The 23,046-nt window shown below is 68.6% G+C and carries 29 protein-coding genes; 16 read left to right on the top strand and 13 right to left on the bottom strand.

Going from position 1 to position 23,046, the window contains the following annotated elements:
- The first annotated feature begins 14 nt into the window (after positions 1–14).
- On the top strand, positions 15–545 hold the full coding sequence (locus AC1DU4_RS06850; RefSeq protein ID WP_477838302.1) for a hydrogenase maturation protease: 531 nt from the start codon (positions 15–17) through the stop codon (positions 543–545).
- Positions 546–548: 3 nt separating this feature from the next.
- On the top strand, positions 549–806 hold the full coding sequence (locus tag AC1DU4_RS06845; protein WP_477838300.1) for a HypC/HybG/HupF family hydrogenase formation chaperone: 258 nt from the start codon (positions 549–551) through the stop codon (positions 804–806).
- An 87-nt stretch (positions 807–893) separates the two neighbouring features.
- On the opposite strand, the gene AC1DU4_RS06840 is transcribed toward AC1DU4_RS06845, so the two are convergent.
- On the bottom strand, positions 894–1,097 hold the full coding sequence (locus AC1DU4_RS06840; protein WP_477838298.1) for a calcium-binding protein: 204 nt from the start codon (positions 1,095–1,097) through the stop codon (positions 894–896).
- Here AC1DU4_RS06840 and AC1DU4_RS06835 point away from each other — a divergent pair.
- From AC1DU4_RS06835 to AC1DU4_RS06800, 8 genes are all read left to right on the top strand, one after another.
- A complete protein-coding gene (locus AC1DU4_RS06835; RefSeq protein WP_477838296.1) occupies positions 1,096–1,392 on the top strand; it encodes a hypothetical protein in 297 nt (98 codons plus the stop codon). The two genes, AC1DU4_RS06840 and AC1DU4_RS06835, sit on opposite strands and share 2 nt — an antisense overlap.
- A 155-nt stretch (positions 1,393–1,547) precedes the next feature.
- Complete coding sequence (locus AC1DU4_RS06830) at positions 1,548–3,692, top strand: phosphocholine-specific phospholipase C (protein ID WP_477838294.1); 2,145 nt, start codon at positions 1,548–1,550, stop codon at positions 3,690–3,692.
- A 79-nt stretch (positions 3,693–3,771) separates the two neighbouring features.
- Positions 3,772–5,247, top strand: a complete 1,476-nt coding sequence (locus tag AC1DU4_RS06825; RefSeq protein ID WP_477838292.1) for a cellulase family glycosylhydrolase — start codon at positions 3,772–3,774, stop codon at positions 5,245–5,247.
- Between the two features lie 53 nt (positions 5,248–5,300).
- Positions 5,301–5,828, top strand: a complete 528-nt coding sequence (locus AC1DU4_RS06820) for a hypothetical protein (protein WP_477838290.1) — start codon at positions 5,301–5,303, stop codon at positions 5,826–5,828.
- A 119-nt stretch (positions 5,829–5,947) separates the two neighbouring features.
- Positions 5,948–6,649, top strand: a complete 702-nt coding sequence (locus AC1DU4_RS06815; RefSeq protein WP_477838288.1) for a hypothetical protein — start codon at positions 5,948–5,950, stop codon at positions 6,647–6,649.
- Between the two features lie 489 nt (positions 6,650–7,138).
- Entirely contained in the window at positions 7,139–7,744 is a 606-nt protein-coding gene (locus tag AC1DU4_RS06810; RefSeq protein WP_477838286.1) for a hypothetical protein, read from the top strand.
- 194 nt (positions 7,745–7,938) lie between these two features.
- On the top strand, positions 7,939–8,142 hold the full coding sequence (locus AC1DU4_RS06805; protein ID WP_477838284.1) for a hypothetical protein: 204 nt from the start codon (positions 7,939–7,941) through the stop codon (positions 8,140–8,142).
- 237 nt (positions 8,143–8,379) lie between these two features.
- A complete protein-coding gene (locus AC1DU4_RS06800; protein WP_477838282.1) occupies positions 8,380–8,847 on the top strand; it encodes a hypothetical protein in 468 nt (155 codons plus the stop codon).
- Positions 8,848–9,014: 167 nt separating this feature from the next.
- Here AC1DU4_RS06800 and AC1DU4_RS06795 read toward each other — a convergent pair whose 3' ends face one another.
- Both AC1DU4_RS06795 and AC1DU4_RS06790 read right to left on the bottom strand, forming a co-directional pair.
- Positions 9,015–9,986, bottom strand: coding sequence for an SMI1/KNR4 family protein (locus AC1DU4_RS06795; RefSeq protein ID WP_477838280.1), 972 nt, complete (start codon positions 9,984–9,986; stop codon positions 9,015–9,017).
- A 69-nt stretch (positions 9,987–10,055) separates the two neighbouring features.
- Positions 10,056–10,718 carry a hypothetical protein gene (locus AC1DU4_RS06790; RefSeq protein WP_477838278.1) on the bottom strand — a complete coding sequence of 221 codons (663 nt, stop codon included), beginning with the start codon at positions 10,716–10,718 and terminating at the stop codon, positions 10,056–10,058.
- 199 nt (positions 10,719–10,917) lie between these two features.
- Between AC1DU4_RS06790 and AC1DU4_RS06785 the strand changes: the two genes are divergently transcribed.
- The 4 genes from AC1DU4_RS06785 to AC1DU4_RS06770 all read left to right on the top strand — a co-directional run bounded on the left by AC1DU4_RS06785 (position 10,918) and on the right by AC1DU4_RS06770 (position 14,403).
- Positions 10,918–12,300, top strand: a complete 1,383-nt coding sequence (locus AC1DU4_RS06785; protein WP_477838276.1) for a hypothetical protein — start codon at positions 10,918–10,920, stop codon at positions 12,298–12,300.
- Between the two features lie 65 nt (positions 12,301–12,365).
- A complete protein-coding gene (locus tag AC1DU4_RS06780; protein ID WP_477838274.1) occupies positions 12,366–13,385 on the top strand; it encodes a hypothetical protein in 1,020 nt (339 codons plus the stop codon).
- A 9-nt stretch (positions 13,386–13,394) separates the two neighbouring features.
- A complete protein-coding gene (locus AC1DU4_RS06775) occupies positions 13,395–13,817 on the top strand; it encodes a hypothetical protein (RefSeq protein WP_477838272.1) in 423 nt (140 codons plus the stop codon).
- Positions 13,818–13,914: 97 nt separating this feature from the next.
- Positions 13,915–14,403: an acetyltransferase gene (locus tag AC1DU4_RS06770; RefSeq protein ID WP_477838270.1), complete on the top strand. Its 489-nt coding sequence runs from the start codon at positions 13,915–13,917 to the stop codon at positions 14,401–14,403.
- 77 nt (positions 14,404–14,480) lie between these two features.
- On the opposite strand, the gene AC1DU4_RS06765 is transcribed toward AC1DU4_RS06770, so the two are convergent.
- Positions 14,481–15,422 carry a transposase gene (locus AC1DU4_RS06765; protein WP_477838269.1) on the bottom strand — a complete coding sequence of 314 codons (942 nt, stop codon included), beginning with the start codon at positions 15,420–15,422 and terminating at the stop codon, positions 14,481–14,483.
- A 259-nt stretch (positions 15,423–15,681) separates the two neighbouring features.
- Here AC1DU4_RS06765 and AC1DU4_RS06760 point away from each other — a divergent pair, with 259 nt between their 5' ends.
- Positions 15,682–15,936 (top strand): hypothetical protein, encoded by a 255-nt coding sequence (locus tag AC1DU4_RS06760; protein WP_477838268.1) that lies wholly within the window; start codon positions 15,682–15,684, stop codon positions 15,934–15,936.
- Between the two features lie 26 nt (positions 15,937–15,962).
- Here the strand turns inward: AC1DU4_RS06760 and AC1DU4_RS06755 are convergent, their stop codons facing one another.
- From AC1DU4_RS06755 to AC1DU4_RS06730, 6 genes are all read right to left on the bottom strand, one after another.
- Entirely contained in the window at positions 15,963–17,342 is a 1,380-nt protein-coding gene (locus tag AC1DU4_RS06755) for a DUF6297 family protein (protein ID WP_477838267.1), read from the bottom strand.
- On the bottom strand, positions 17,333–17,986 hold the full coding sequence (locus AC1DU4_RS06750) for an ABC transporter ATP-binding protein (protein WP_477838266.1): 654 nt from the start codon (positions 17,984–17,986) through the stop codon (positions 17,333–17,335). The genes AC1DU4_RS06755 and AC1DU4_RS06750 overlap by 10 nt, the downstream gene beginning before the upstream one ends.
- A 55-nt stretch (positions 17,987–18,041) precedes the next feature.
- Positions 18,042–18,377, bottom strand: a complete 336-nt coding sequence (locus AC1DU4_RS06745) for a DUF6412 domain-containing protein (protein WP_477838265.1) — start codon at positions 18,375–18,377, stop codon at positions 18,042–18,044.
- Positions 18,378–18,462: 85 nt separating this feature from the next.
- Entirely contained in the window at positions 18,463–18,894 is a 432-nt protein-coding gene (locus AC1DU4_RS06740) for a hypothetical protein (RefSeq protein WP_477838264.1), read from the bottom strand.
- A gap of 285 nt (positions 18,895–19,179) precedes the next feature.
- Positions 19,180–20,025, bottom strand: a complete 846-nt coding sequence (zapE, locus tag AC1DU4_RS06735) for a cell division protein ZapE (protein WP_477838263.1) — start codon at positions 20,023–20,025, stop codon at positions 19,180–19,182.
- Between the two features lie 3 nt (positions 20,026–20,028).
- Positions 20,029–20,214 carry a hypothetical protein gene (locus tag AC1DU4_RS06730; protein ID WP_477838262.1) on the bottom strand — a complete coding sequence of 62 codons (186 nt, stop codon included), beginning with the start codon at positions 20,212–20,214 and terminating at the stop codon, positions 20,029–20,031.
- A gap of 41 nt (positions 20,215–20,255) precedes the next feature.
- Between AC1DU4_RS06730 and AC1DU4_RS06725 the strand changes: the two genes are divergently transcribed.
- A complete protein-coding gene (locus tag AC1DU4_RS06725) occupies positions 20,256–20,861 on the top strand; it encodes a TetR/AcrR family transcriptional regulator (RefSeq protein WP_477838261.1) in 606 nt (201 codons plus the stop codon).
- Here the strand turns inward: AC1DU4_RS06725 and AC1DU4_RS06720 are convergent.
- The 3 genes from AC1DU4_RS06720 to AC1DU4_RS06710 are packed head-to-tail and all read right to left on the bottom strand — an operon-like array spanning position 20,848 to position 23,032.
- A complete protein-coding gene (locus tag AC1DU4_RS06720) occupies positions 20,848–21,594 on the bottom strand; it encodes a DUF6390 family protein (RefSeq protein ID WP_477838260.1) in 747 nt (248 codons plus the stop codon). The two genes, AC1DU4_RS06725 and AC1DU4_RS06720, sit on opposite strands and share 14 nt — an antisense overlap.
- Complete coding sequence (gene hypD, locus AC1DU4_RS06715; protein ID WP_072845294.1) at positions 21,595–22,728, bottom strand: hydrogenase formation protein HypD; 1,134 nt, start codon at positions 22,726–22,728, stop codon at positions 21,595–21,597.
- Between the two features lie 31 nt (positions 22,729–22,759).
- Positions 22,760–23,032 (bottom strand): HypC/HybG/HupF family hydrogenase formation chaperone, encoded by a 273-nt coding sequence (locus AC1DU4_RS06710; RefSeq protein WP_477838259.1) that lies wholly within the window; start codon positions 23,030–23,032, stop codon positions 22,760–22,762.
- Positions 23,033–23,046 lie beyond the last annotated feature (14 nt).

Here is a 23,046-nt window from a genome sequence, read left to right as displayed (position 1 = left end):
ACCCCGGAGCCGTGATGGCCGGGTTGAACCGGGTGCTGGTCGCCGGCATCGGCAACATCTTCCTCGGCGACGACGGTTTCGGCCCGGAAGTGCTGCGGCGGTTGGCCGCCGCGGACCGCGACGGCGGACCGTCGGCCGGGCCGGCGGGCGCCCGCCTGGTCGACTACGGGATCCGGGGAATGCACCTCGCCTACGACCTGCTGGACGGCTGGGAAACGCTGGTCCTGGTCGACGCCCTGCCGGATCGCGGTTCGCCGGGCACGATCCGGGTGTTCGAGGCCGACGTGGACTCGTTCGGACAGGGCGGCGGACTCGACGCCCACGGCATGGACCCGGGCTCGGTGTTCGCCGGTCTGGACGCGCTCGGCGGCACGGCGCCCCGCACGATCGTCGTCGGCTGCGAGGTCCGGACGGTCGAGGAGGGCATCGGGCTCTCCCCGGAGGTCGAGTCCGCGGTGGACGGCGCGGCGACGGCGGTGCTCGACGTACTGGCGGGGTTGACGGTCGTGCCGGACGGTGCGGTGGCACGGGGCGAGGAGGGCTGACCGATGTGCCTGGGAATCCCGGGACGGGTGGTGCGGATGCTCGACGGCTACGGGAACCAGCTGGCGCTGGTCGAAGTCGCCGGGGAGGAGCGCAAGGTCAACGTGGGGATGCTGCCGGAGAACTCGTGCGGGCCGGGTGACTGGGTCATCATCCACATGGGCATGGCGGTGGACAAGACCGACGCGGCGGGAGCCGAGCAGACGATGGCGGGGCTGGAGCTGATGGGCCGGCCCCGGGAGGAAACCGCTCCGGACCGCTGAAGGCCCGCTCCGGCGGCGCGCGCCGACCGGGCTCCGACCCCGCGGGGTTGTCATCGTGTCGGAGACCGGTCAGGCGCGGCACCGCGATCAGCAGGGGCCCGGCTCGCCGATCTTCACGGCGGACAGTACGGCCTCGGCTTCACCGACGGGCGTACCAGGCAGCGGGGTCTGCCCGACCACGACCCAGTTCGAGTCGAGGACCTGTCGGCGGCCGGCACCCGTCGCGTCGACGCTCCGAGAGAAGAAGACACCCTCCGCCTGGATGCGATCCTGTGCTGCCTGCAGATTCATGCAGACGACGTTCGGCATGGTGGCGGGCACTGCCGCCGGTGCGGCCGCAGCGGGCGGCGCTGCTGCGGGCGGTGCAACCGAGATCGGTTCGGCCACCGCATGGGTCGGCACCGGAGGAGCCACGATCGGCTTCGACGTGGTCGGACGTGCCGACACTGATGTCGGGCTCACCGCAGATGTGACGGCCGGCGGCCTCGCTTCGGCAGTCCCCGCCTCGTCCTCCGATGAACATCCCAATACAGCCAGGCCCACAACCGCCAACGTCACGACTATCCGCTTCATGCTCGTTGTCTAGCAGTGCGCGCCACGGATCCCCGGTAGGCCTCGCACACTGTCGGCCATGCGAACGACAGCAGTGTCGCACCGTCATCTTCAGACTTGGCATGCCAACTGGACGTTCGGTCTACAGTCGCTCGTACTCGTACCGATCCGATCGACTGTGGAGCTCATGTGACCCGGAATTCTCTCTCCCGGCGGGGGTTTCTGACCGCTGGTGCCGGTGCGGCCGCCGCCGTCGCCGCCGCCTCGCTGTTGCCGCCGTCGCTGCAGCGTGCGCTGGCCGCGCCGGTACCCGCCGGTGGGCTCGACTCGATCGAGCACGTCGTCCTGCTCATGCAGGAGAACCGGTCGTTCGACCACTACTACGGATCGCTGCGCGGCGTGCGGGGTTTCGGTGACCCCAACGCGTTGCGGTTGCGGGGCGGGGCCACAGTTTTCGAGCAACCCGGTGCGAACGGTCCGGTGCTCCCGTTCCCGATCCGGGACTCCGCCGCCGCGCAGGGGATGGACACCCAGAACGTCACCGGCCTCGACCACAGCTGGGAGGGCGGACACCAGGCCCTCGCGGACGGCTGGCACGACGGCTGGATCGCGGCCAAGACCGGCACGACGATGGCCTACTACGACCGCCAGGACATCCCGTTCCACTACGAGCTCGCGGACGCGTTCACCATCTGCGACGCCTACCACTGCTCGGTGCCGACCTCGACCAGCCCCAACCGCAACTACTGGGTGTCCGGGTACACCGGATTCGAACCCGCCGGCCCGAATCCGTTGGGTTCGACCGAAGCGTTGGGGTCGAGTGGGTCGGCGGGCGCGCCGGGCCCGGAGGGGCGTGCCGTCACCAACGCCGCCTACAACCCCTGGCACGCCGGCTACGGGTGGACGACCGTTCCGGAGCGGCTGCAGGCCGCCGGCGTCACCTGGAAGACGTACCAGGAGTGGGACAACTTCGGCGACAACAACCTCGAGTACTTCACCACCTTCAAGAAGGTGGGGGCCCACCTGCTCGGGAACCCCGGCCTCGTCCCGTACGAGCTACAGACGCTGGCCGGGCTCTACCTCGCGCTGCCCGAGTTGCCGTCCGCGGCCCAGGACGTGGCGTTGGGGGCACTCGAGGTCGCGGTGAACGGGCTTTCTCCCGCCGACCGGCAGCTGTACGACCGCGGGCTGTACCGGTCGCGTCCGGGCACGCTTGCCGCCGAGTTCCGGAAGGACGTCGAGTCGGGCAAGCTGCCGCAGGTCAGTTATCTGGTTCCGTCCGAGGTCGACTCGGAGCATCCGTCCGGATCGTCGCCGGCGGCGAGCGCCACCCTGCTGTACCAGGTTCTCGACGCGATCGCGTCCGACCCGGGCCTCTGGGCGAAGACGGCCGTGATCGTCAACTTCGACGAGAACGACGGCTACTTCGACCACGTGCCGCCGCCCCGTCCGCCGCTCTCGGTCGGCTCGGAGTGGGTGGCCGGTCAACCCCTCGGTCTCGGCCCCCGGGTGCCGATGACGATCGTCTCGCCCTGGACCGTGGGCGGGTTCGTGTGCTCGCAGGTCTTCGACCACACGTCGGTGAACCAGTTCCTGGAGAAGCGGTTCGGGATCGCCCAACCGGAGATCGACCCGTGGCGGCGGACGGTCAGCGGGGACCTGACCTCGGCCTTCGACTTCGCCAATCCGCGCAGCCGGCCGAACGTCGCCCGCCCGCGGCCCACCCCGCCGCTGGAGCCGAGGTGGACGCCGACGCCGCCGGTCGAGCAGCGGATGCCGCTGCAGGAGAGCGGGACCCGGCCCGCCCGGGCGCTGCCGTACCAGCCCGACGCGTACGCGACCGTGGACCCCGGTGCCCGTGCCCTGACGATGCGTCTGGTCAACACCGGTGCCGCCTCGGTGCACCTGGCCCTGTACCCCTACGCGGGCGAGTTCGACGCGCCGCGGCACTACGACGTCCTCGGTGCGGCCGACGACACCGTCGCCGTCCCCGGACCGCGCTACGACCTGACCCTGCTCGGTCCCAACGGCTTCCGGCGCGAATTCGCCGGGTCGACCGAGGGCGCGGCGGTCGTACTCGCACTGTCCACCCGGGTCGACGCGTCGGCGGGGACACTCGACCTGACCGCGAAGAACCCAGGGGAGCGCGAGCTGACCGTCGTGCTCGACGGCCAGCGCCGTCGACTCGCGGCAGGCGGCAGCGAGTCGTGGACGGTGCGGTCGGTGGACGGCTGGTACCAGGCCACCGTGACCGTCGACGAGGACCCGGACTTCCGGCGCCGTCTCGTCGGACACGTCGAGAACGGACGGGGCAGCGTCAGTCAGCCGGTGTGAGGTGACGGCGGGGCGTTCGCCCCGGATCCGCGCCCGCGTAGGGCAAGTCAGTCAAGACAATCGACCGGTAGGAGCTTCTGTGCGTCGCATCCCACTCTTGGCACTGATCATGGCCGGCTCGCTCGCTGTCGGGAGCGGCGTCGCCGTCGCCCAGAGCAGCCTGCCCACCTCGGGGAGCGGAGGTGGCAGCACCGCGGCGGCGACGACGTCCTACATTAAGGACGACGCGGGCCGCTCCCTGGTCCTGCGGGGGTTCAACACCGCTTCGAGCGCGAAGAGCGCGCCGGACGGCATGCCGGAGTTCACCGAGGCGGACCTCGACCGCGAACATGCCGACATGGGAACGAACTTCGTGCGTTTCCTGATCTCGTGGCGCTCCGTCGAGCCCGCACCGGGGCAGTACGACCAGACGTACCTCGACCGCGTCGAGGACCGGGTCAGCTGGTACGCCGAGCGCGGCTACAAGGTGATGCTCGACATGCACCAGGACGTGTACTCCGGCGCGATCACCCCGGAGGGCAACGGCGGCAACGGCGCCGGAGCCATCGGCAACGGCGCGCCGGCCTGGGCGACGTACATGGACGGCCTGCCGGTGGAGCCCCAGGACAGGTGGGAGCTGTACTACATCCAACCCGGCGTGATGCGCGCGTTCGACAACTTCTGGAACACCACCGGCAAGCACCCCGAACTTGTCGAGCACTACGCGAACGCGTGGCGGGCGGTTGCCGACCGGTTCGCGGGCAACGACACCGTGGTGGCGTACGACCTGATGAACGAGCCGTGGGGAGGCTCCCTGCAGGGACCGGCGTTCGAGTCCGGACCGCTCGCCGCGCTGTACCAGCGGACCACCAACGCCATTCGGCAAGTCGACCAGGACAGCTGGGTGTGTGTGGCCCCGCAGGCGGTCGGCGTCAACCAGGGAATCCCCAGCGGGCTCACCAAGATCGACGACCCCCGCGCCGGCGAGCAGCGCATCGCCTACTGCCCGCACCTTTACCCGCTCCCGCTGGACATCGGTGACGGGTACTCGGGTCTCTCGCGCACCCTCACCGACGCGACCATCACCGCCTGGCGTGCCAGCRTCGAGCACGTCGCGGGCAACGTACTCGGCGGCGTCCCGATCATCGTCGGCGAGTTCGGGCTCGACACCACGCTGCCCGGTGCCCGTGACTACCTCGATCGCGTCTACGACACCGCACGGGACATGGGGGCAGGAGTCTCGTACTGGTCCAGCGATCCCGGACCCTGGGGACCGTACCTGCCCGACGGCACGCGGACACTGCTGGTCGACACGCTGAACAAGCCGTACCCGCGCGCGGTGGCGGGCACGCCCACCGAATGGTCGTCGGCCGTCGACCGTCTCGAGCTGACGCTGCGCCCCGATCCCGCGGTCACGGCACCCACCGAGATCTACCTGCCCCAGAGCGGATTCCCGGGCGACRTCAAGGTCGAGGGCGCGGACGTCGTGGACTGGAACCGGCAGAGCCGGCTGCTCACCGTGCGGACCGCGGCAGGCGCGGACACCGCGACCGTCACGGTGACGCCGGCTGCCTGACCATGGCTGCTCGGCGGGCCGAGGTTCCGGCGCCGCTGTGGCAGTCTGCTGGGATGGTTGAGCTGCAGGGCGACGGTCCCGGGACCTCCGGCGCGGCCGGAGGTGACATCCGACCTCCCCGGGAGGTGGGGCGGCGCCCGGGTGACATTGCCCGGACGGTGGGGGTGGCGCTCCTGCCGCTGATCCTGCTCGGTGGCTCACTCCTGGGTGGGCTGATCGAGGACAACCGCGGGACGATGATCGGCGATGTGCTGGTCACCTGGAACCTCGTCGGCGTCTTCGGTGCTCTGGTGTTCCTGCCGGTGGTGGTGGTGTCACTGGTCGGGGCGGGTGTGCTGGCGTGGCAGTTCCGGTTCGGTCGCTGGCTGGCGTCGATCGGAAGCGCGGCGATGGTGCTACTGGCCTCGGCCCTCGTGTACGGCATGGTCGCGGATGTGGTGGACCCTCCGGAGTGGCGTGATCCGTACAGTTGGGCGCCGCCGCTCACGCCCCTCACGGTGACGATCTTCGTCGCGCCGTTCCTCGCGATTGCCGCGGCCAATGTGTATGTGGTCCTGCGTCTCTGGAAGCGGGCCTCGTAGGTCCACGCCCCGTGAGTGGGACGATTGCCACCTCGCCGGACAATCGTGGTTCGAGTGCTGTCGAACATCCGCAGCGCTCGTTGCGGTCACCACCTCGGCGCATTGCGGAGAGGACGAACATGTCGAGGAATTGGCCAGTCGCGGTCGTCGCAGTGGGGTTGCTGGGCGCCGCGGCGTGCGGGACACCGGAAGCGGCTTCCGCGGACGACCCGCGCATCGCTCTTGCGGACCTGCTGCCGGGCGCCTCGGAGTTGCCCGCGGGCACCCAGGTCGAGCGACTCGAGCGCGAGGACCAGATGATCCTGAACCTGAACATCCACGCCCCAAGCGACGGGATCGGATTGGACATGGACCCCGTCTTCGAACCAGCGCTGTGCGCGGGCGAGAGCCTGTACGCCGACCAGGCACGTGCGGGCTTGATCGAGAAGGGTTCCGCCAGCGCCGCGCTCCTCGAAAGTGGCGGCGCGTACGTGATGCTGGTCAGCGAGACGGGCACGGATGTGTCCCGGGTGGTCGAGGCGCACACCGGGCAGTGTTCGGCCTATACCGTGACCTCCACCAGCTTCGACAGCACGTCCCAGCGCACGATTCGGACGGAGCGGCTCGATCTTCCCCGGGCGCTCGTCGCCGAGGACGCCGCGATCCTGTACGAGGTCAGCCATCCCGACAACCCGGCCTGGTCCGACAACGAGGTCCTTCTCGGGTACGCCGCAGTCGACGAGTACACGGTGGTGGTCCTCGGATACGAGGGCAGGCAGTCCCAGCCCGAGTTCGACGACGTGTTCACGCGGGTCGTCGAGAAGGTGCGGCGCGTCGGCTGAGGCATCAGGGGCGTCGAACTGCCGACGCGGTTATTGCCGCTGTCGTCGAAAGCTGAGACAAGTACCTGCGAGAAGACTCCCGATGAGACGCTCGCTGGGCTGAGCGTTGAGACAAACCTGCCCGAGGGAGCCTCCCCTGATCTGGCGCGGTACCTCTCAGATCCTGTAGCTGCCGTCGATGGCAGCTCGTCAGACCACCGTCCCCGTCTGGCGGCCAGCTCAGTCGTTCACCCAAAAGCCGGTGTAGCCCCGTCGGTAAGAAACAGCTTCCGGCCGGACACTTCTTCGTATGGGAGAGGAACAGCCGGGATCGCCGGCACCGGGGGATGGCTTGCGGTTCACGACGCTGTGGGATGCCTATGCGGGCCGCGTGTTCGCATATGCCTGCCGACACGTGGACCACCACACCGCGCAGGAGGCGGTGTCCGAGACGTTCATCGTGGCGTGGCGTGGCGTGGCGTGGCGTGGCGTGGCGTGGCGTGGCGTGGCGTGGCGACGACTGCCCGACGTCCCGCCGAAGCGCTGCCCTGGCTGCTTGTCGTTGCGCGCAACACCATCTCCAACCACCACCGGACCGACCGCCGCCGTGACGCGTTGACGGAACGGATGGCCTGCATCGGGCAGATCGCCGGGTCGGTGCCGGGCGCCGACGTGACTGTCACCGACCGGACCGAGGTCCTGGCAGCCCTGACAGCGCTGACCACCACGGAACGCGAGGCCATGCGACCCGACACCGGAGTCGACGATCTGTGGCCGCGGCACCTGCAGGCCACTGCCCGGGCCCGCGTCATGGCGACCACCGCCGAACCGGTGGTTCCCGCCGTCCGGCGTCGCCGGGTAGGTGCGGTGACCCTGGCGGCTGCGTTGTTCACGGTTGGTGGCGTCGGTGCGGCCGCCGCCAGCGGGATGGTGCCGAAGGTGCTCACCGATGCGTACTCGTTCTGGTTGACCACTCCGCCACCGGGTGAGACCGCGGTCGACCCTGCCGCCGCCGAGCGGATCGGCTCCATTCCCGGGCCAGACGGCACCGTGTTCAGCGTCCTCGTGGCGCGTGGCGCGTGGCGCGTGGCGCGTGGCGCGTGGCGCGTGGCGTAGGTAGCCAGCGGTGCCTCGCCGCGGTGTTCGAGACCCCAGCCAGTGCCGCGCTACCCGGCCCGTCGGAGTTCACCGACCTGGGCAGTCGGTGCCGGCAGGGACCCGACGGGTTCGGCGCACTAGGTGACGGTGCCGGCACATTCGTTGTCGGCGCATATGGCGAGAGTGTCGGAGGCGTGGTGCTTTCGAGTGCGTTGACCTACGACGCGGCGGCCGGAACTGCGGCGCGTGCCGACATCCGCACGAGCACCGGGCAGGTGCTTCCGACCGTCCTCGCGGATGGCAGCGTCTTTGGCTGGTTCCCGATGCCGCCGGCCGGCAGTCCCCGTTCGATTCTCACCGGATATGCCTCCGACGGAACGATCGTCGGCAGCTTCGAGATCGGGCCGATGAACTAGGGCGTGTCTGACAAAGGTTGAGCGTTCTGGCTGGAACTCTGGTCCCGTATCGCGTTTTCAGTTGCTCTCGGATGCCCAGTGGTCGTTGATCGAGGGGATGCTCCCGAAACCGACGGGACGCCCGGGCCGGAGGGGAATGGCCGCGACATACTATCGCGGTGAGGGCGAAGCGCCAGGCCGAGATTCCGGCACCGGTGTGAGGGAGGGGTCAGGATGTTCGGCAGGATGGTCGGCAGGATGTTCGATCCGAAGATGTTCGGTTCGAAGATGTTCGGTTCGGAGACGAAGCTCAACGATCTGATGGAGCAGCTCAGGCCCGACCTGAGTCGGGAATCGCTCGGCGTCGGGCCCGACTTCCCGGGCGTCGCCCCGAACCCGTTCATGAGCAGTGGTGCATTGAAGCGCATTGCGGAACTGCGTACGGGCGCGCTTGCGCTCGGCGTTCTCGTCGACTGGCGGGAGGTCAACAGCAATCCACGCGTGGTCCTGATGTTCGACGTGGAGACCGCCGCCGGCATCTCGTTCCGCGGTATCGCAGACGAAAGCCTCACGATCACCGAGCTCACCCGACTCGCCCCAGGACAGACGTTGCCCGTGCGCTACCGGCCGGCTGTCATGGACCACTACGTTGCCCTTGCCCGGGACGCGGACCCCGCCCACGTGCAGCAGCTCTCTGACGAGATCGCGAGCCGCAAGCGGACCTGACCCGAAGCCATTGGCCGGGTACACCTAGTCCCGCAACGCATCCGTCTCATCGGACTACAAAACCCAAGGTGTTCGTCTCAAAATCTCATCATGTCCGATTTCTGTCTCAAGATTCGGTGTCCGCGGCAGTTATTCGTTCCGGTGACGACCGTGGCGGCCCAGATGAATTACGAGAGATGGCCACCGAGAGTGAACGTGAACCCGTCCGGGGGAACTTCGTGGACGAGGACCTCGTTCCCGACGCCCGTGACGATCGTCAGATAGGGCTTGGGCTCGCCATCGACGGACACGAAGGAGTTCATAGTCACTCCCCGCCGGCGAGGAACCCGCGGGAACACCGTCCGGCCACCTTCGACGACGGCATCGGGGTGCAGAGATCGAGCGGTGTCGAGAACCGTCTGCCTGACGACATCGAGATCGATGAGGTCGTCGTCGGGGCCGACCTGTGAGGGTTGGAAGTCGGCGAGTGCGAACGGGAGACGCAGCAGTTCCGGTTCCGGTTCCGGCTGCGGCTCATGGATCGGGCTGTCGGAGAAGTCGACCTTCCAGACGAGTGTGCCTTCCTCGAATGTGGGTTTGAGGAACGAGTGCTCGTCACCGGACTCCACGCTCCGGCGAACGGAATCGATGTAGTCGGCCATGGACGCGAATAGCGGTCCGCCCTCGTCGGCTGCTTCTGACGAGAAGGAGCGGACGCACCCGTGATGCTCGCCGGAGCGGGTGTCGACACACAGATAGCCGCCGGCACTGTCCTCGGCGAACGGAACGTAGGCATCGAGAAACATGTAGGCGACTTCACCGGCGGGCTGTTCACGAGAATCGGTGGCCCAGTCGGGACCGAGGTCGTCTGTGTCATGGAGCGATTCCCGGCAGAACTTGTGCGTTGCCACCACCTCGTCGAGCGAGAGCAGTGTGAGATTCGGAAGCGCGGTCCCCGGGAATGGATGCGTCTCGTCGGGCGGGCTCTGACCGTCGTGCAGCGAGAAGAACTCGCGCAGCTCCTCCGTCCACGGTGCGGTCGCGCGTTCGGCGTCCAGTCGAAGCGCTGGAGACAGGGCAGGCCGAACCGAAGCAGCAGTGACGGGCGCGTGCCCTCGGAGTACCGACATGTAGGCCATCCACGCTTCGGTGAGGGTCATCGCCCGAATCTAATCGAGCCTCGACAATGCGGTGCGGCCCTACGCTTCCCTTTTTGACCCGCGCGGGGATCATTCATTGATCCGGTCGGCGTCGTACCGAAGCGAACCGTGGGGACCGATCGGCATGGCCTCCAGGTCGTCGCTCGAGAGAATCTCGTCGGCGGCAGTGCGACTGCACCCGACGACGGTCGAGTCGAGGTCCACTTCGGTTCCGACGCACCAGGCGTGATCCGACGGCCACACCAGGTTGCCGGACAGCGCCCACGGCCTCGCCCCGACCAGATCGGCGATCGTGTGCGCCTCGGCCAGGGCACCGGCCAACACGAGATAGTTCCGGCCCGGGTGCCGCAAGCGTGGTCCGGCCGCGAGTCGAGCTGCGATGTCGGAGACCGGTACGGCCTCGGCGAAAGATCGTCCTGCGTCGTCCACACCGAACACGACCCGGCTCTGGTCGTCGAAGTGCCCGGATCCCTCCCACAGCGCGAAGTAGGCGGCGTCGGGCGTCGAGGTGTGTCGGGCGAGCAGGTCGACGAGGACCTGGCTGTCGGGCTCGTCCAGCACTCCGGTCTCCGGATTGCCGCCGTCCCACAGCGCGCTCCGCGGATTCACGTAGTCCGACGAGTTGATCAGCCGCCACCATTGGACCAGCGGATGAATGCGCCGTCCGGTGGCAGCCGCCACGTCACGCCACCGGACGATCCGGTCGCCGTCGACCTCGACGGGGTGCAACACCCGGACATAAGCCTCGTACCCATCGGGGACGACACCCGTCACGAACCCCGGGCGCCCGGTCAACCTCGGGCGAATCCAGTCACCTACGGACACATCCGCGACAGCCTCCATGTACGGGATCGTCCCATCTGAGTCCGCCGGCGGAGGCCTGCAGTCGTATGGTGGGTGGCGTGATCATCTTCGACTCGACGAAAGGCGCATGAGCGCCGGCTTCGACAGTTCGGTCTCCCGGGGAACGGGACCGACGAGATACTTCACACCCGGCTCCGTCGCCGGTTCCGGTTCGGTGTTGTGGGTTCTGGACGTCAGCCATCCCGTGTTGCTACGCCGGGACGCGGACGGAACCATCGGTACCTTCGCGATCCCCGGTGAGATCCGCGGATCGGGGATCGTCGGGTGGCGTGTGCGGTGGTTGCACGCGGACGAGTCCGGGTGTTGGGTGGTCGGCGCGGACGGGATCGTGCACTGTGATCACTCCGGTGCGGTCCGGCTGATCGACCCTGCACCGGTTTCGGTGTCGGGTCTGGTCGACGGGGTCCTGGCGACTGCGCGTACCGGCGATCGCGACGGCAACGCGTTGATCCGTCTGCGGACACTCGACGCCACCGAATGGACGGCGACAGTGACGGTGCCCGGCGACGTGGACGACATCCAGCCAACCCGGGGCGGCTTCCTGGTATCGATGCGTACGGGAACCGACGGCCCGGTGGTGATCGCGACGGATCGCGGGCAGTGGTGTGCGCGACTCGGTCTCGACGGCGCGCTCGCCCTGGGCGACCCCTGGCCGCGTCGGTACTGGAGTGGCGGCGACGTCTCCGTGGTGGATGTGGGCGCACCGGTCGCGGTGTCGAGTTCCCGGTCCGGGTCGCAGGTCCTGGGCGATCGGCTCGCCCCGGTGGCGCCGATGCGGTTCACCTCCGAGTTCCGGCCGTTTCCGGTCGCGTCGGGTGCGTGGCTGGTGCAGCAGTCCGCCTCGCTCGCTCGACAGTGTGGCAATCGGAACCCGGCCCCCGGCTGTGACCGCAAGGCGTACGCCTACTTCGGCCTCAACTCGCACCTCACCGCGCCCGCGGTGTGGGCGACCGCCGAGGGCTACCCGAAGGATCTCACCGTCACCGACGGGGACGGGCGGTTGTGGATCGTCACCACGGCCGGGCTGTTCGCGAGCGACCCGGGAGCCGTGGCCGGTGTCGGTGCCATCGAGATGTCGGCGGTGGGACCAGGCGAGCTCCCAATGCCGGAGCTGGCGATCCGACCGCCGTCGGAGGTCGGAGATCCCGAACGGTGGGCGGAGACCGAGCGGGCGCGCCTGCTCGACCAGAACCGGGGGCAGGGGCTGCTCGACGTCGAGATCGACGGCTGGTTCCCCCACACGAGCCTGTTCGTGACCTTCACCGTCGCCGGCCTCCCCGGGGTGACCTGCGCGCGCCGCTACACCCTGTTCGACCGCGACGGACGGCCGGCACTGTGGCGAGGACCTCCCACGCTGATGGAGTCGATTCGGACGGACATCGCCGAGTCCGGCGGCGTGGAACGGCTCGCCCACATCGAGCCGGGCAGGTTCGGGTGGGTGTGGACTTGACATGCACGGTCGAATCAGCGCGCCGGTAAACAGTTTCGATACAACAACCTCGAGGAGGCAGCTCGATGACCGCATGGGTTCAGGTCCTGGTCACGATGGTCGACGGCCCGACCAGCCCGGTGCAGGGGATCGTGCGGCCCCGCCGCGACACCGACGAACCGATCCACGTCTACTACGCCCCCCACGGGGAGGGGGCTGCGCCGGTGTTGCTGTGTCTGAATCCTGACGGCGCACGTCTGACCCGACACGGCCGGAAGGCTCGGCTCGAAACCCTCGACGGCACGGTGAAATTTCTGTGTGACGGCGACCGGGCGTGGCTGTTCGCCGACGACTCGGACCGGCCGCGGCGGACCTCACCGGGCGGGGTGCTCTTCTTCGGCCCCGGCGAGGAACTGGTACTCACCCCGCCGGCGCGGCACTGGGTGGGCCGCAACTACGCCCGTCCCACCGGACCCGTCGAGGACGTCGAGTTCCTCGGCCGTCCCTGCTGGTCGGTCGAACTGTCGCCCCGCAGGGAGTCCGAGCCGACGCGTCGCCTGGTGGTCGACGCCGGTACCGGCGCGGTCCTGGCCCAGCATTCCGGTGACGGGCTCGAGGGCGCCGCCTTCAGCGAGCTGAGCGTCGGCATCGCCGACCCGGGGGTGTTCAGCTGGGACGGCCCGGTGGAAACGGACGGCGAATCCGCGCGGAAGAACCAGCAGCGCGAGCGCCACACTCGGAATGAGTCGATGGAGTGGTTCCGGGAGAACGTCGGTGCCGCCGACCTACGAACCCCGGTCCTGACGGACTTCACGCCCCGCTCGGTGCGGGTGACCGACACCGGGACAGGAGAGTTCACGGCATTCCTCGGGTCCGGCGAGGGCACCGGATGGCTCAGCCGCCGCCCCCGCTCGCGAAAGACCTGGGTCATCGACCTACACGGGCACATCGACACGTGGACCACCGAGGACCATGACTGGGCGTTCAGCCCGTTCAGAGGCACCCTCGAGCCCGAGGCCCTGCGCCGCCTGCAGCGGCAGCTGCACCCGGATCAGTCCGCTGTCGGCGCACCGACCGTGCATCAGCCTTCGCGTCCGGATGCCTGAGGGAGCGGCATGAGCTGGCTGATGTGTGACCCTCAGCGGATGGTGGAAGACCTGCTGCTCGAAAATGCGATCACGCTCGCCGAAGCACGTCGGCTCCGAACACCGTCCGCCCAGGATCCATTTCTCCGGGACGCGGTCGACAACCTCCTGATGGTCTTGTCGGGCTACCCGCTCGGGGAGGGAGGGCCGCGCTCCGGTCTGGCCCAGCTCGAGTACCTCGCCAGGGCCGTCTCCCGTGAGCCGGACGAGTTTGCGGCGGGCCTGGACACCCGAGTCGGTCGAATCGTTCTCGATGCAACGTCGGGGCTGACCCGTGAGAACCGTGCAGAACGACGATGGGCGATCCTCGACCCGCTCGGGGCGCCGGCGAGCGACAGGAGGGTTCCTGTGTGTGCTGGCAAGCGCCGGATGATTCGAACACCCGGCCGCTAGGACTTGCGGAGCAGTCGGTCGCCCCCCCTCTGAGCCCTGTTGAATCCAGGCAAAAATCGGTTGACGACCAGCTTTCAACCGTCTGTAGTGTGCACTCATGAGCACATCTAAGGGACTCGTTCTCCGCCCGTGCAAGGGCGAGGCGGAGTGGCCGGCACTCGTACACATCTGGCGAAGCGCCGTTGAGGCAACCCACGACTTTCTTACCCCGGAGGATGTCGACTTCTACGAGTCACGGATGCTCAGCGACTATTTCCCGGCCGTCGAACTGACGGTCGCGGAGGCCGAGGAGACGCCGGTGGCATTCTCGGGGCTGGCGGGTAACTCACTCGAGATGCTGTTCGTCGACAGTACCTACCGCGGGCATGGTGTCGGTTCGGCGCTTCTGTCGCGCGCGATCGAGTGCCACCCCGATCTGCGCCTGGACGTCAACGAGCAGAACCCGCAGGCTGCCGGCTTCTACCAGCACTACGGTTTCGTCGTTCTGAGTCGATCGGCGACTGATGGAGACGGGCGCCCGTTCCCGATCCTTCACATGGGGCGGTCGGCGGTCGGGGCTGCTGACACCCCGATCGGACTCAGCTAGAGCGTGTCTCCTAACCCGCGAGCTGTTTGAGCCAGGTACACACCAGTAGTCCGCCCGTGTGTGTGCGCATGGGCGTGCTACGCCGACAACGGCATCGCGAGGCGTTGCTCGAAGTTGTCACGCATTGTGCGCCATAACCGCTTGGCGACTTGCCGTTTGAGGCAGCGCATAGCCTCACGAGACGACTTGCCCTCGGCCATCTTGCGCTGATGGTAGGCGTATCCGGGGCTACTGGGGGTCCGGGCTTGGGTGACGGCGACGATATGGATGGCGGCGTTCAGGGATCGGTCGCCGCTGCGGGAGAGCCGGTGCCGCTGTTTATCGGCGCTGGCAACCTCGACGGGCGCGGTGCCTGTGTAGCTGGCGTAGGCGGCCTCGTTCGCGAATCGGCTGGGGTTGCCGGTGCGGGCGAGGATCCGGGCTGCGGTCACGGTGCCGACACCGGGGATCTTCGCGAGCTGAGTGCCGGAAGCGGCGAGTTCCGTTTTGATGCGGGTGGTGAGGTCGTCGATCTGGAATCGGATTCGTCGCAGGTCACCGACGATCTCGAGTGCGATGTTCTTACGCATCGCGTCCGCCGCAGTTTCGGGCCGCAACCGTTTGAGCTGGGTGGCGGCGTCCTCGGTGGCGAAGTCGCGCTCGATCCCGCCCGGCAAGAGCTCGCGCAGGACGGCGTGGAGCTGGTTGACCAGCCGGCCGTTCTGTTTGACCAGGTCGGTGCGGCGTTCGTCGAGGATCCGCAGCACATCGGTGTGTCCCTCCGGGGCGACCGGCCGGAAGTCGCCCTGGCTGAACGTGACACACGCGGCTGCGGGCCATTGGGTGAGGTGGTGCCCGAGGCCGGAGGCGTTCTCCACGGCCCAGATACGGTCCGGCCACTGTTTCGACCAGGTCATCAGCTGGGCGTAGTCGTCGAACGACGCGTAGATCCGGATCGATCCGAGATCGGTGTTCGTTGTTGAGTCGACCGCGGTCGCGGTGTGGGTGGACTTGTGCGGGTCGATTCCGATCGCGATCACCGATCCGTACCTCCGTGCCGAGTGGATGGGGGTATCCGCGGCCGGCATTCAGACTTCCGGTCACCAAGGTCCAGTGACGTTCCTGTGTTGAGCCAGGCTGCGGACAGAGACCGTGGTGAGGCAGAACCCTCTTTGAGCCAACCCTCCGGCCGGTCGAGTGGCAGGAAGCCCACGAGCCGATCACCACGGTCTCCTACGGCACGTTACGAACCCGCCGGTTCGAACACGAGCCGCCCCGCCATACGAGTCGGAGGCCGCGATGAACGTGCGGGTGCGGGTCCTGGCGTCCCGCGTGACGGACGGGCTGCTGCACCCGGCACTCTGCGCAGGCCAGGTCGCTCCGGGCGGACCGCTGTATGCCGAGGACGGATTCGACTCGCGGGAGGTTCAGGTCAATCGCTCGGCGGCTGAACTCTATTCGGTATGGCGTTGGGAGCCTCGGAGTCGGAAGAGCGTCGAGGAGACCATGACGGAGCTGTTCGCATCGGTCAGTTGGTCGCAGTCCCTGGGCTGAGCGGATGGTGGCATCACGCCGCACCATCACGCCACCGCTGCGGTCAGCAGCACGGCCGTCACGATCAGGACATCCGGTCCCCGCATCAGTCGCCGGACCATGTCGACGGGTACCTGCCCGAACCCGGTCTCCAGGATGAGGCCGTCGTAGGCGGTCCAGGGTCTCGTTCGCAGTCGATAGGCCGAGAGAAGCGCTCCGGCCGAGGCGATCAGCAGAATGGGCAGCTGGGTGTGGACCGCCGGGGCAGTCAGCACAGCGACGCAGACGATTGCGCCCAGCGGAACGGCGACCAGGGCGAGACGCAATGGGCGGTCACCCACGCCCAGCATCATCCGCAGCTCGTCGTTCGTGCACAGCTCGCGGAGCCCGGAGCTGAACACCAGAGCCACGACTGACGCCGCCCCGAGCTGCGCCAGTGCCACACCCAACGCGGTCCCGACGGCGGCGACCGCCCAGACCAGCCCGATCGCGGCGGCGGCGATCGCGAACGACGACGGCCGGCGGAGATGCCGCAGCAGGTCGGCCCGGATCAACGCGCGGGCACGACCCGGGGGCAGGTGCTGCGACCGACGCCTGCCGACACGCCGCCAGGCCCTGGCGTCGAGAATCCCCGCCAGGGCAGCGACATCGAGCGTCGTCACCGAGACACTGGCGCCGACCGTGAGGTCCGCGCCGGCAGCCAGATCGGCCCGGCCGATACGCCCACACGAGAGTACGGAGATCGTCGCGGCGGCTCCGGCGCACACCGCGCCGACCAGCACCGGCCACCACGAATTGACGACGGGGGCCGCGGCGCCCATCGTTGCCGCCACCCCCAGACCGGTCCCCACTGCAGCGAACACCCACCGCGCGATCGTAATGACGCGAACCGGGAGCAGTCCGCACTGCGCGAGAGCGGCCACCGCCACGACACCGACACCCGCGGCGGCGCCGAGCCCCGTCACCGGGACCCACCCGGTCACCGCGCCGGCGAACGCGGCCAACCGTCCGACAATCAGGCCGGCTGCAGCACCGAGCCCAAGTCGCAGCACCAGGCGCGGGCGCAGCAGCTCGCCACGGTCCACGGGGGTCGACAGCAACCAGGCCGCGGCTTCCGGCGAGGTCGTGACGGGGCCGAATGCCCTGGCTGCCGCCAGGCCCGCCGCGATCGCGAGGGCGCCGAGAGACCAGGTCCACGTGGTGCTCCAGCCGGGTCCCGCCGCGAACAGTGCCGAGCCGGACAGGACGGTCGCCGGTCGGTGGGCAAGCCACCACAGGGACCCGCCCGCGACGTAGGCGCCGAGAGCGACCATCAGCGTCGTTCCGACCCGTTCGGCGCGCGGTGCGTGCTTCCGTGCGAAACCCCGCCGCAATGCCCGCATGTCGCGTGCCGACGGGACCGCCTCGCTGGTGTCGGTCAGTGCCATGCCCCGGCCTCCACGACGTGGTCGGCGACGGCGGCGACGAGGTCGGAATCGTGGGAGACCAGCAACACCGCAGTGCCCGCCCGCTTCTCCGCCTCCACAGCCGACGCCAGCCAGCTGCGGCCCGCGCTGTCGAGGTGCTGTTCGGGCTCGTCGAGGACCAGCAGTCGGCGGGGACGGACGAAGGCGGAGGCGAGTGCGAGCCGACGTCGCTGTCCGCTCGACAGGGTCACCGGAAGCTGATCCGCAGCACCGGACAGACCCACGTCGGACAGGGTCGTGGTCGCGATCGCGTACGGGTCCGGTAGCCCGTGTGCCGTCGCGATGAGTTGCAGGTGTTCGTGCGCGGTCAGGTGGGCGAAGGTGGCGACGTCGCCGACCACCGCGGCGACGGTGGCCCTGAACCGGGGTGAGGATTCGTCGACGTCGGTCCCGCCGATCGTGATCCGTCCGGCGTCGAGTCGGTCGGCACCGATCACGCACCGCAGCAGGGTGGACTTGCCGGCTCCGTTCTCGCCGACGATCGCGCAGCAGTTGCCCGCTGCGACACCGAAACTGACTCGTTCGAATGCGGTCAGCTCGCCGAAGCGTCGCTCGGCGTCGCGGACCACCAGGAGATGGTCGTCGCGATGTGAGTGGTCGAGCATGGGTTCTCCCGGAGTTCCTCGTGGTGTGGTGGAAGCGCGAGGAGGCGGGGACCGGTCAGAACGCGGCAGAAAGCGCGGCCCCCGCGACGGGGCCGGGTGCCCGTGGCCGCGGACGGCCCGCGGTGTCGGGATGGCTGTGGCGGCGGAACGAACCGCGGAGYCGTCGCTCCTCGGCGGTCGGACCTCGCGCAGTGCGGCATTGCCCGCACGTCGGGTCGTCGGCGCGGCCCAGGAGCACGAGGGCCGCAACGGCCACGACGGTGGCGAGGAGTCCCACCAGCAGGACGTTGTTATCGCCGGTGGGCGGGAGTGTGGCGGCGATGAAGGCGACGGTCGCCCACGTCACCAGGACGGCGAGGATATCCGCAATGCCTCGCGAGTCCTGGAACATGTGCAGCAGCCTAACCCGGCGAGTGCCGATGACGGCCTGTACTGGATGCGCTGTCGTGCGCCCGGACAGCCTGGAATGGGGTTCGCTAGCGAACGAACGCCACGCCCACGTCGGGGCCGCCACCTGGAAGCTGGACAAGCGGGCTGTTCCACCATGACTGCGGCGTCGTGTCGTATGAGAAACCTCCCCACAGGGGGTCTCCACTCGGGCGCATGTTGACCACGATGGAGTCACGGTTGTCGTACCCGTGCACGACGTAGAAGTTGTCCGGCGCGGCGGCGCCGACCACAACGAACTTCGTTGTCGGCGAGTCCAGGGCATCGACGTCGTGCACGCGTCGGTACTCGGTCGCATGGATCGCGCCCATCTTGGTCGCAGAGACGATCACGACTCGACCGGTCTMGTAGATCGGGAGTCCCGCGTTGCGGGCGGCGATGAGGGCGTCGGCGGTCAGCCCCTCCGGCGCGCCACTGCCGCCGGCGGAGGCGCTCCCCGCGGACGCGGTGATCGGTACCAACGGATCAGAGCTCGATGCGGCTGCTGCAGGCGCCGCTGCACATGCGAGCACTGCCGTGGAAATGGCTGTCGCGGCGAGCAGTTGCTTCGACCTACGTGTATTCACGATCAACCCCTTGATCTGTTGTCCCGGCCGGGACCGTGCGAGATGTGGACGGCGGAACTATGCCCTCCGCCAGCTATCGCGGGATGAGATGGCTTTCGTTACCGAAGCCGCTCGCCTAGGCCGCTCGGAGATCCGAGTTGCCGGTTGGCGTGGGTTCGAGACGATGCCGGTCAAGGCCAACTATCGCTCGGCCACATCGAGTTCGATTCGGCCGAGTTGGCCGAGCCTGCTCTTGACTCGTTCGATGTCGACGGGAAGCTGTGCGCTGTCGGTGAGTGTGTCCAGCGGCATGGTCGCGAGGAAAACGGTGGTGATGTCGCGGTCGTACAGCACGTCGACGACGTTGGCGAAGCGTTGGGCGGGTTCGCGTCCCATCACTCGGAGGTCTGGGACGTCGCTGACGACCCAGTTGCGGAACTGTCGGGTGAGTGCGAGGTAGTCGACGGGGGCGGTGGTGCCCTCGCACAGGTCGGTGAAGTCGATCCAGAGGCAGTGATCCGTCGCGCGTCGGACGTGGATGGGATGCCCGGCCGGGGTGAGCGCCCGGTGTTCCTCCGGACTCGGCGAGCGAAGCCCGAGGCGCGCTTGTTGTTCTGCTGTGCTGGGGCTGACCCAGGATCCGGCAGCGAAACCCGCCTCGTGGTCGGAGATGGTGCGGTAGTCGACGGGTCCGTCGACGGTGACGATCGTCAGGGACCGCTCGATCAGGTCGATGGTGGGTACGAAGTCGTCGTGGAACAGCGGGTTGGGTAGCAGGGAGTGGGGAGGGTAGTTCGAGGTGAGGATCACCCGAATCCTCCGGTCGAGAAGGGCGGGCAGCAGTCGAGCGATGAATTTGCCGTCCGCGGGGTCGTGGACGTGGAACTCGTCGAAACACACGAGATCCACGCCGCGCAGGAGTTCGTCCAGGGCTGCAGCAAGGTCGTTGCCGTGGGTTCGGATGGCCAGGTGCAGGTCGCGAAAGAACTCGTGGAAGTGAACCCGCATCTTCCGATCGGTCGGCAGTGCGGCGAAGTACGTCGCCATCAGCTAGCTCTTGCCCCGGCCGACGGGGCCCCAGAGGTACAGATTCTGATCGTCGGCCACGAGGGCTGCTGCGGCCCGGCGTTGCGCGTCGTCGAGGGCGAATCCCAGTTCTGCTGCGGCCGTGTCGAACACGGCGGCATCGACATGGAGCGAACGACTTGACGGTGACGTCCTACGGGTCCAGCGCATGCCAAAACTCTAGCATCGTAGAGTACTGAGATGATGGAGACATGGCTCACCGTCGCTCACGTCGAGACCTCATCTGCGAGGCCGCGCTGGATCTCGCGGCCGAGGGCGGAAACCACGCGCTCACGCACCAGGGAGTCGATGCGCGACTCGGCCTGGCCCGGGGATCGACGTCGTACTACTACCGCACCCGTCACGCACTGGTGTCCGCCGCCATTGCCCACCTGGCCCGCCGGTCCCGTGAGCACTTCGACGAGGCCGTCTCGGCGGTCCCGCCGCAGACGAAGTGGACAATCGACGAAGCGGGGAGCCTGATCGCCGACCAGCTCGAGACGCTGCTGACGGACCGTCGCAGGGACGTGCTGGCGCGGTATGCGCTGGTCTCCGACGCGGCAGACGACGACGAGCTGCGATCGGGTCTGGCGTCGTGCCTGTTCTCGTTCGCTGCGGCGACGGCACTGATGGACGACCTGGGCGCGTCCGATCCTCCGGTTGCTGCGCGTGACCTTCTCAGCCTGCTCGAGGGGCTGGTGTTCGACTTCGCCTTCGGGGCGCGGATGCCAGCCCCCGGCAATTCACTCGGCGACCGGCACGAGTCGCTGCGGACCACGATCTGCCTGTGGGTCGACGCTCTCGTCACGAGCCGGTGAGCCGCGCGTTGGTGCGCTCCAGCTGCCACCGCGTCCAGTGCTCCAGGCGCTGCGCCTCGTCGGCACCCAGCCGGTCGCACACGAAGTCCCAGTGCACTCCCACCCGGTCGCCGACACGCAGGTCCGGCACGAACGCCCCGGAACCGACGCGGTACCGCGCCGGCCGGTCCTGCTCGGCCCCGAGTCGCAGGGCCCCGTCGTAGGTGATCGGCCGCGCACGCACCAGCACGTCGTCCTCGCGCACCTCGGTCACCGTCCCGTAGGTGATCCGGCAGGAGTCGAGCACCTGGAGGGGCTGCGGCATACCGGATCCCAGCAGCCGCGACCACGGGTACACCGCCAGCACGTGGAAGGTGTGCGTCGGCGCGACCTCGGGGAGCAGCTCGTCGGTCAGGTGCTTCCAGTAGTGGCCGGCGCGGGAGGCGAAGCGGGCGAGCAGCTCCCGGCCGAAGCGGTCGCGGTCGACCCGGTCGGTCAGCTCGTTGCCGGTCCAGTAGGCGCGCACCACCCGCTCGTCCAGCGGGTCCCCGATCCCGGACAGCTCGGCGATCAGCTGCTGGTAGGGCCACGCGCCGCTGAACCGGCTTGCCACCGCGGGCATATCGACGTCCGCTCCGTCGTGGCCGCACGCGGCCAGCTCCAGCGCCCGCGCGTCCGCGGGCCCGCAGTAGCCGAGCGCGTTGGGCGCGTGCGCGTACCGGGCGAAGAGGCGGTGGCCGGGTTCGCTCGGCACTCAGCCCTCCGACCCGCGGCCCACCAGCAGCGCGGTCTCCCGGTGCAGCCGGCCGAAGTTGTAGTAGGCGGCGCAGGCGCCCTCCGGGGAGACCATGCACGTGCCGATCGGGGTCTCGGGGGTGCACGCGGTCCCGAACACCTTGCACTCCCAGGGCTTGATGACGCCCTTGAGCACCTCGCCGCACTGACACGCCTTCGGGTCGGCCACCCGCACCCCGGGCATCGAGAACTTCTCCTCCGCGTCGAACTCGGCGTAGTCGGGGTGCACCTTCAGCGCGCTCTGGGAGATGAAGCCCAGTCCGCGCCACTCGAAATGCGGCCGCAGCTCGAAGGTCTCGGCCATCAGCTTCAGCGCCTGCGGGTTGCCCTCGGGGCGCACCACGCGGATGTACTGGTTCTCGACCTCGCAGCGGCCGTCCCGGATCTGCTGCAGCAGCATGTGTACCGACGCCAGGATGTCGAGGGGCTCGAAGCCGGCCACCACGATCGGCTTGCCGTACACCTCGGGCACGAACCGGTACGGCCGGATGCCCACCACGGTCGAGACGTGGCCGGGACCGAGGAAGCCGGACAGCCGCAGGTCCGGGGACTCCAGGATCGCCTTGATCGGCGGCACGATCGTCACGTGGTTGCAGAAGACGCTGAAGTTCGTCACGCCGAGCGCGCGGGCCCGCACCAGCGTCACCGCCGTGGACGGCGCGGTGGTCTCGAAGCCGACGGCGAAGAACACCACCTCCTTGTCGGGGTTGTCCACGGCGACCTTGAGCGCGTCGAGCGGCGAGTACACGAAGCGGACGTCGGCGCCGTGTGCCTTCGCCTCGATCAGGTTGCCCGCGGACCCCGGCACCCGCATCATGTCGCCGAACGTGGTGAAGATGACGTTCGGGCGCTGCGCCAGGGACATCGCGTCGTCCACCCGGCCCATGGGGATGACGCAGACCGGGCAGCCGGGGCCGTGCACCAGTTCCACGGAGGGGGGCAGCAGGTGTTCGATGCCGTGCCGGTAGATGGTGTGGGTGTGCCCGCCGCACACCTCCATGAACTTGAACTCGTCGTCGCCGGCGAGCTCGGTGATCGACTTCACGAGCGCGCGGGCCGCGGCCGGGTCGCGGAATTCGTCTACGAACTTCATGGGGCTACCTCGCTCTGCGTGGACGCCTCGGTCAGGCGATTTCGGAGGAGTTGTACGCGTCGATCTCGTTGACGTAGTCGGCGCCCATCTTCTGGACCTGGTCGAGGGTCAGCTGCGCCTCGGCCTCGTCGATCTTCGACATCGCGAACCCGACGTGGACCAGCACCCAGTCGCCGACGAGAAGACCCTCGTCGGCCAGCAGCCGGACGCTGATGATGCGGCGGATCCCGTTGACGTCGACCTTGGCCAGGTGTTCGTGCGCGTCGACGATTTCGACGACCTGTCCCGGTATGCCCAAGCACATCTCGGTGTTCCTTC

The sequence above is a fragment of the Rhodococcus sp. P4_F5 genome, assembly GCF_056401315.1.
Note: the sequence above shows the minus strand (reverse complement) of the source record. Positions and strands in the feature narration are given on the sequence as shown.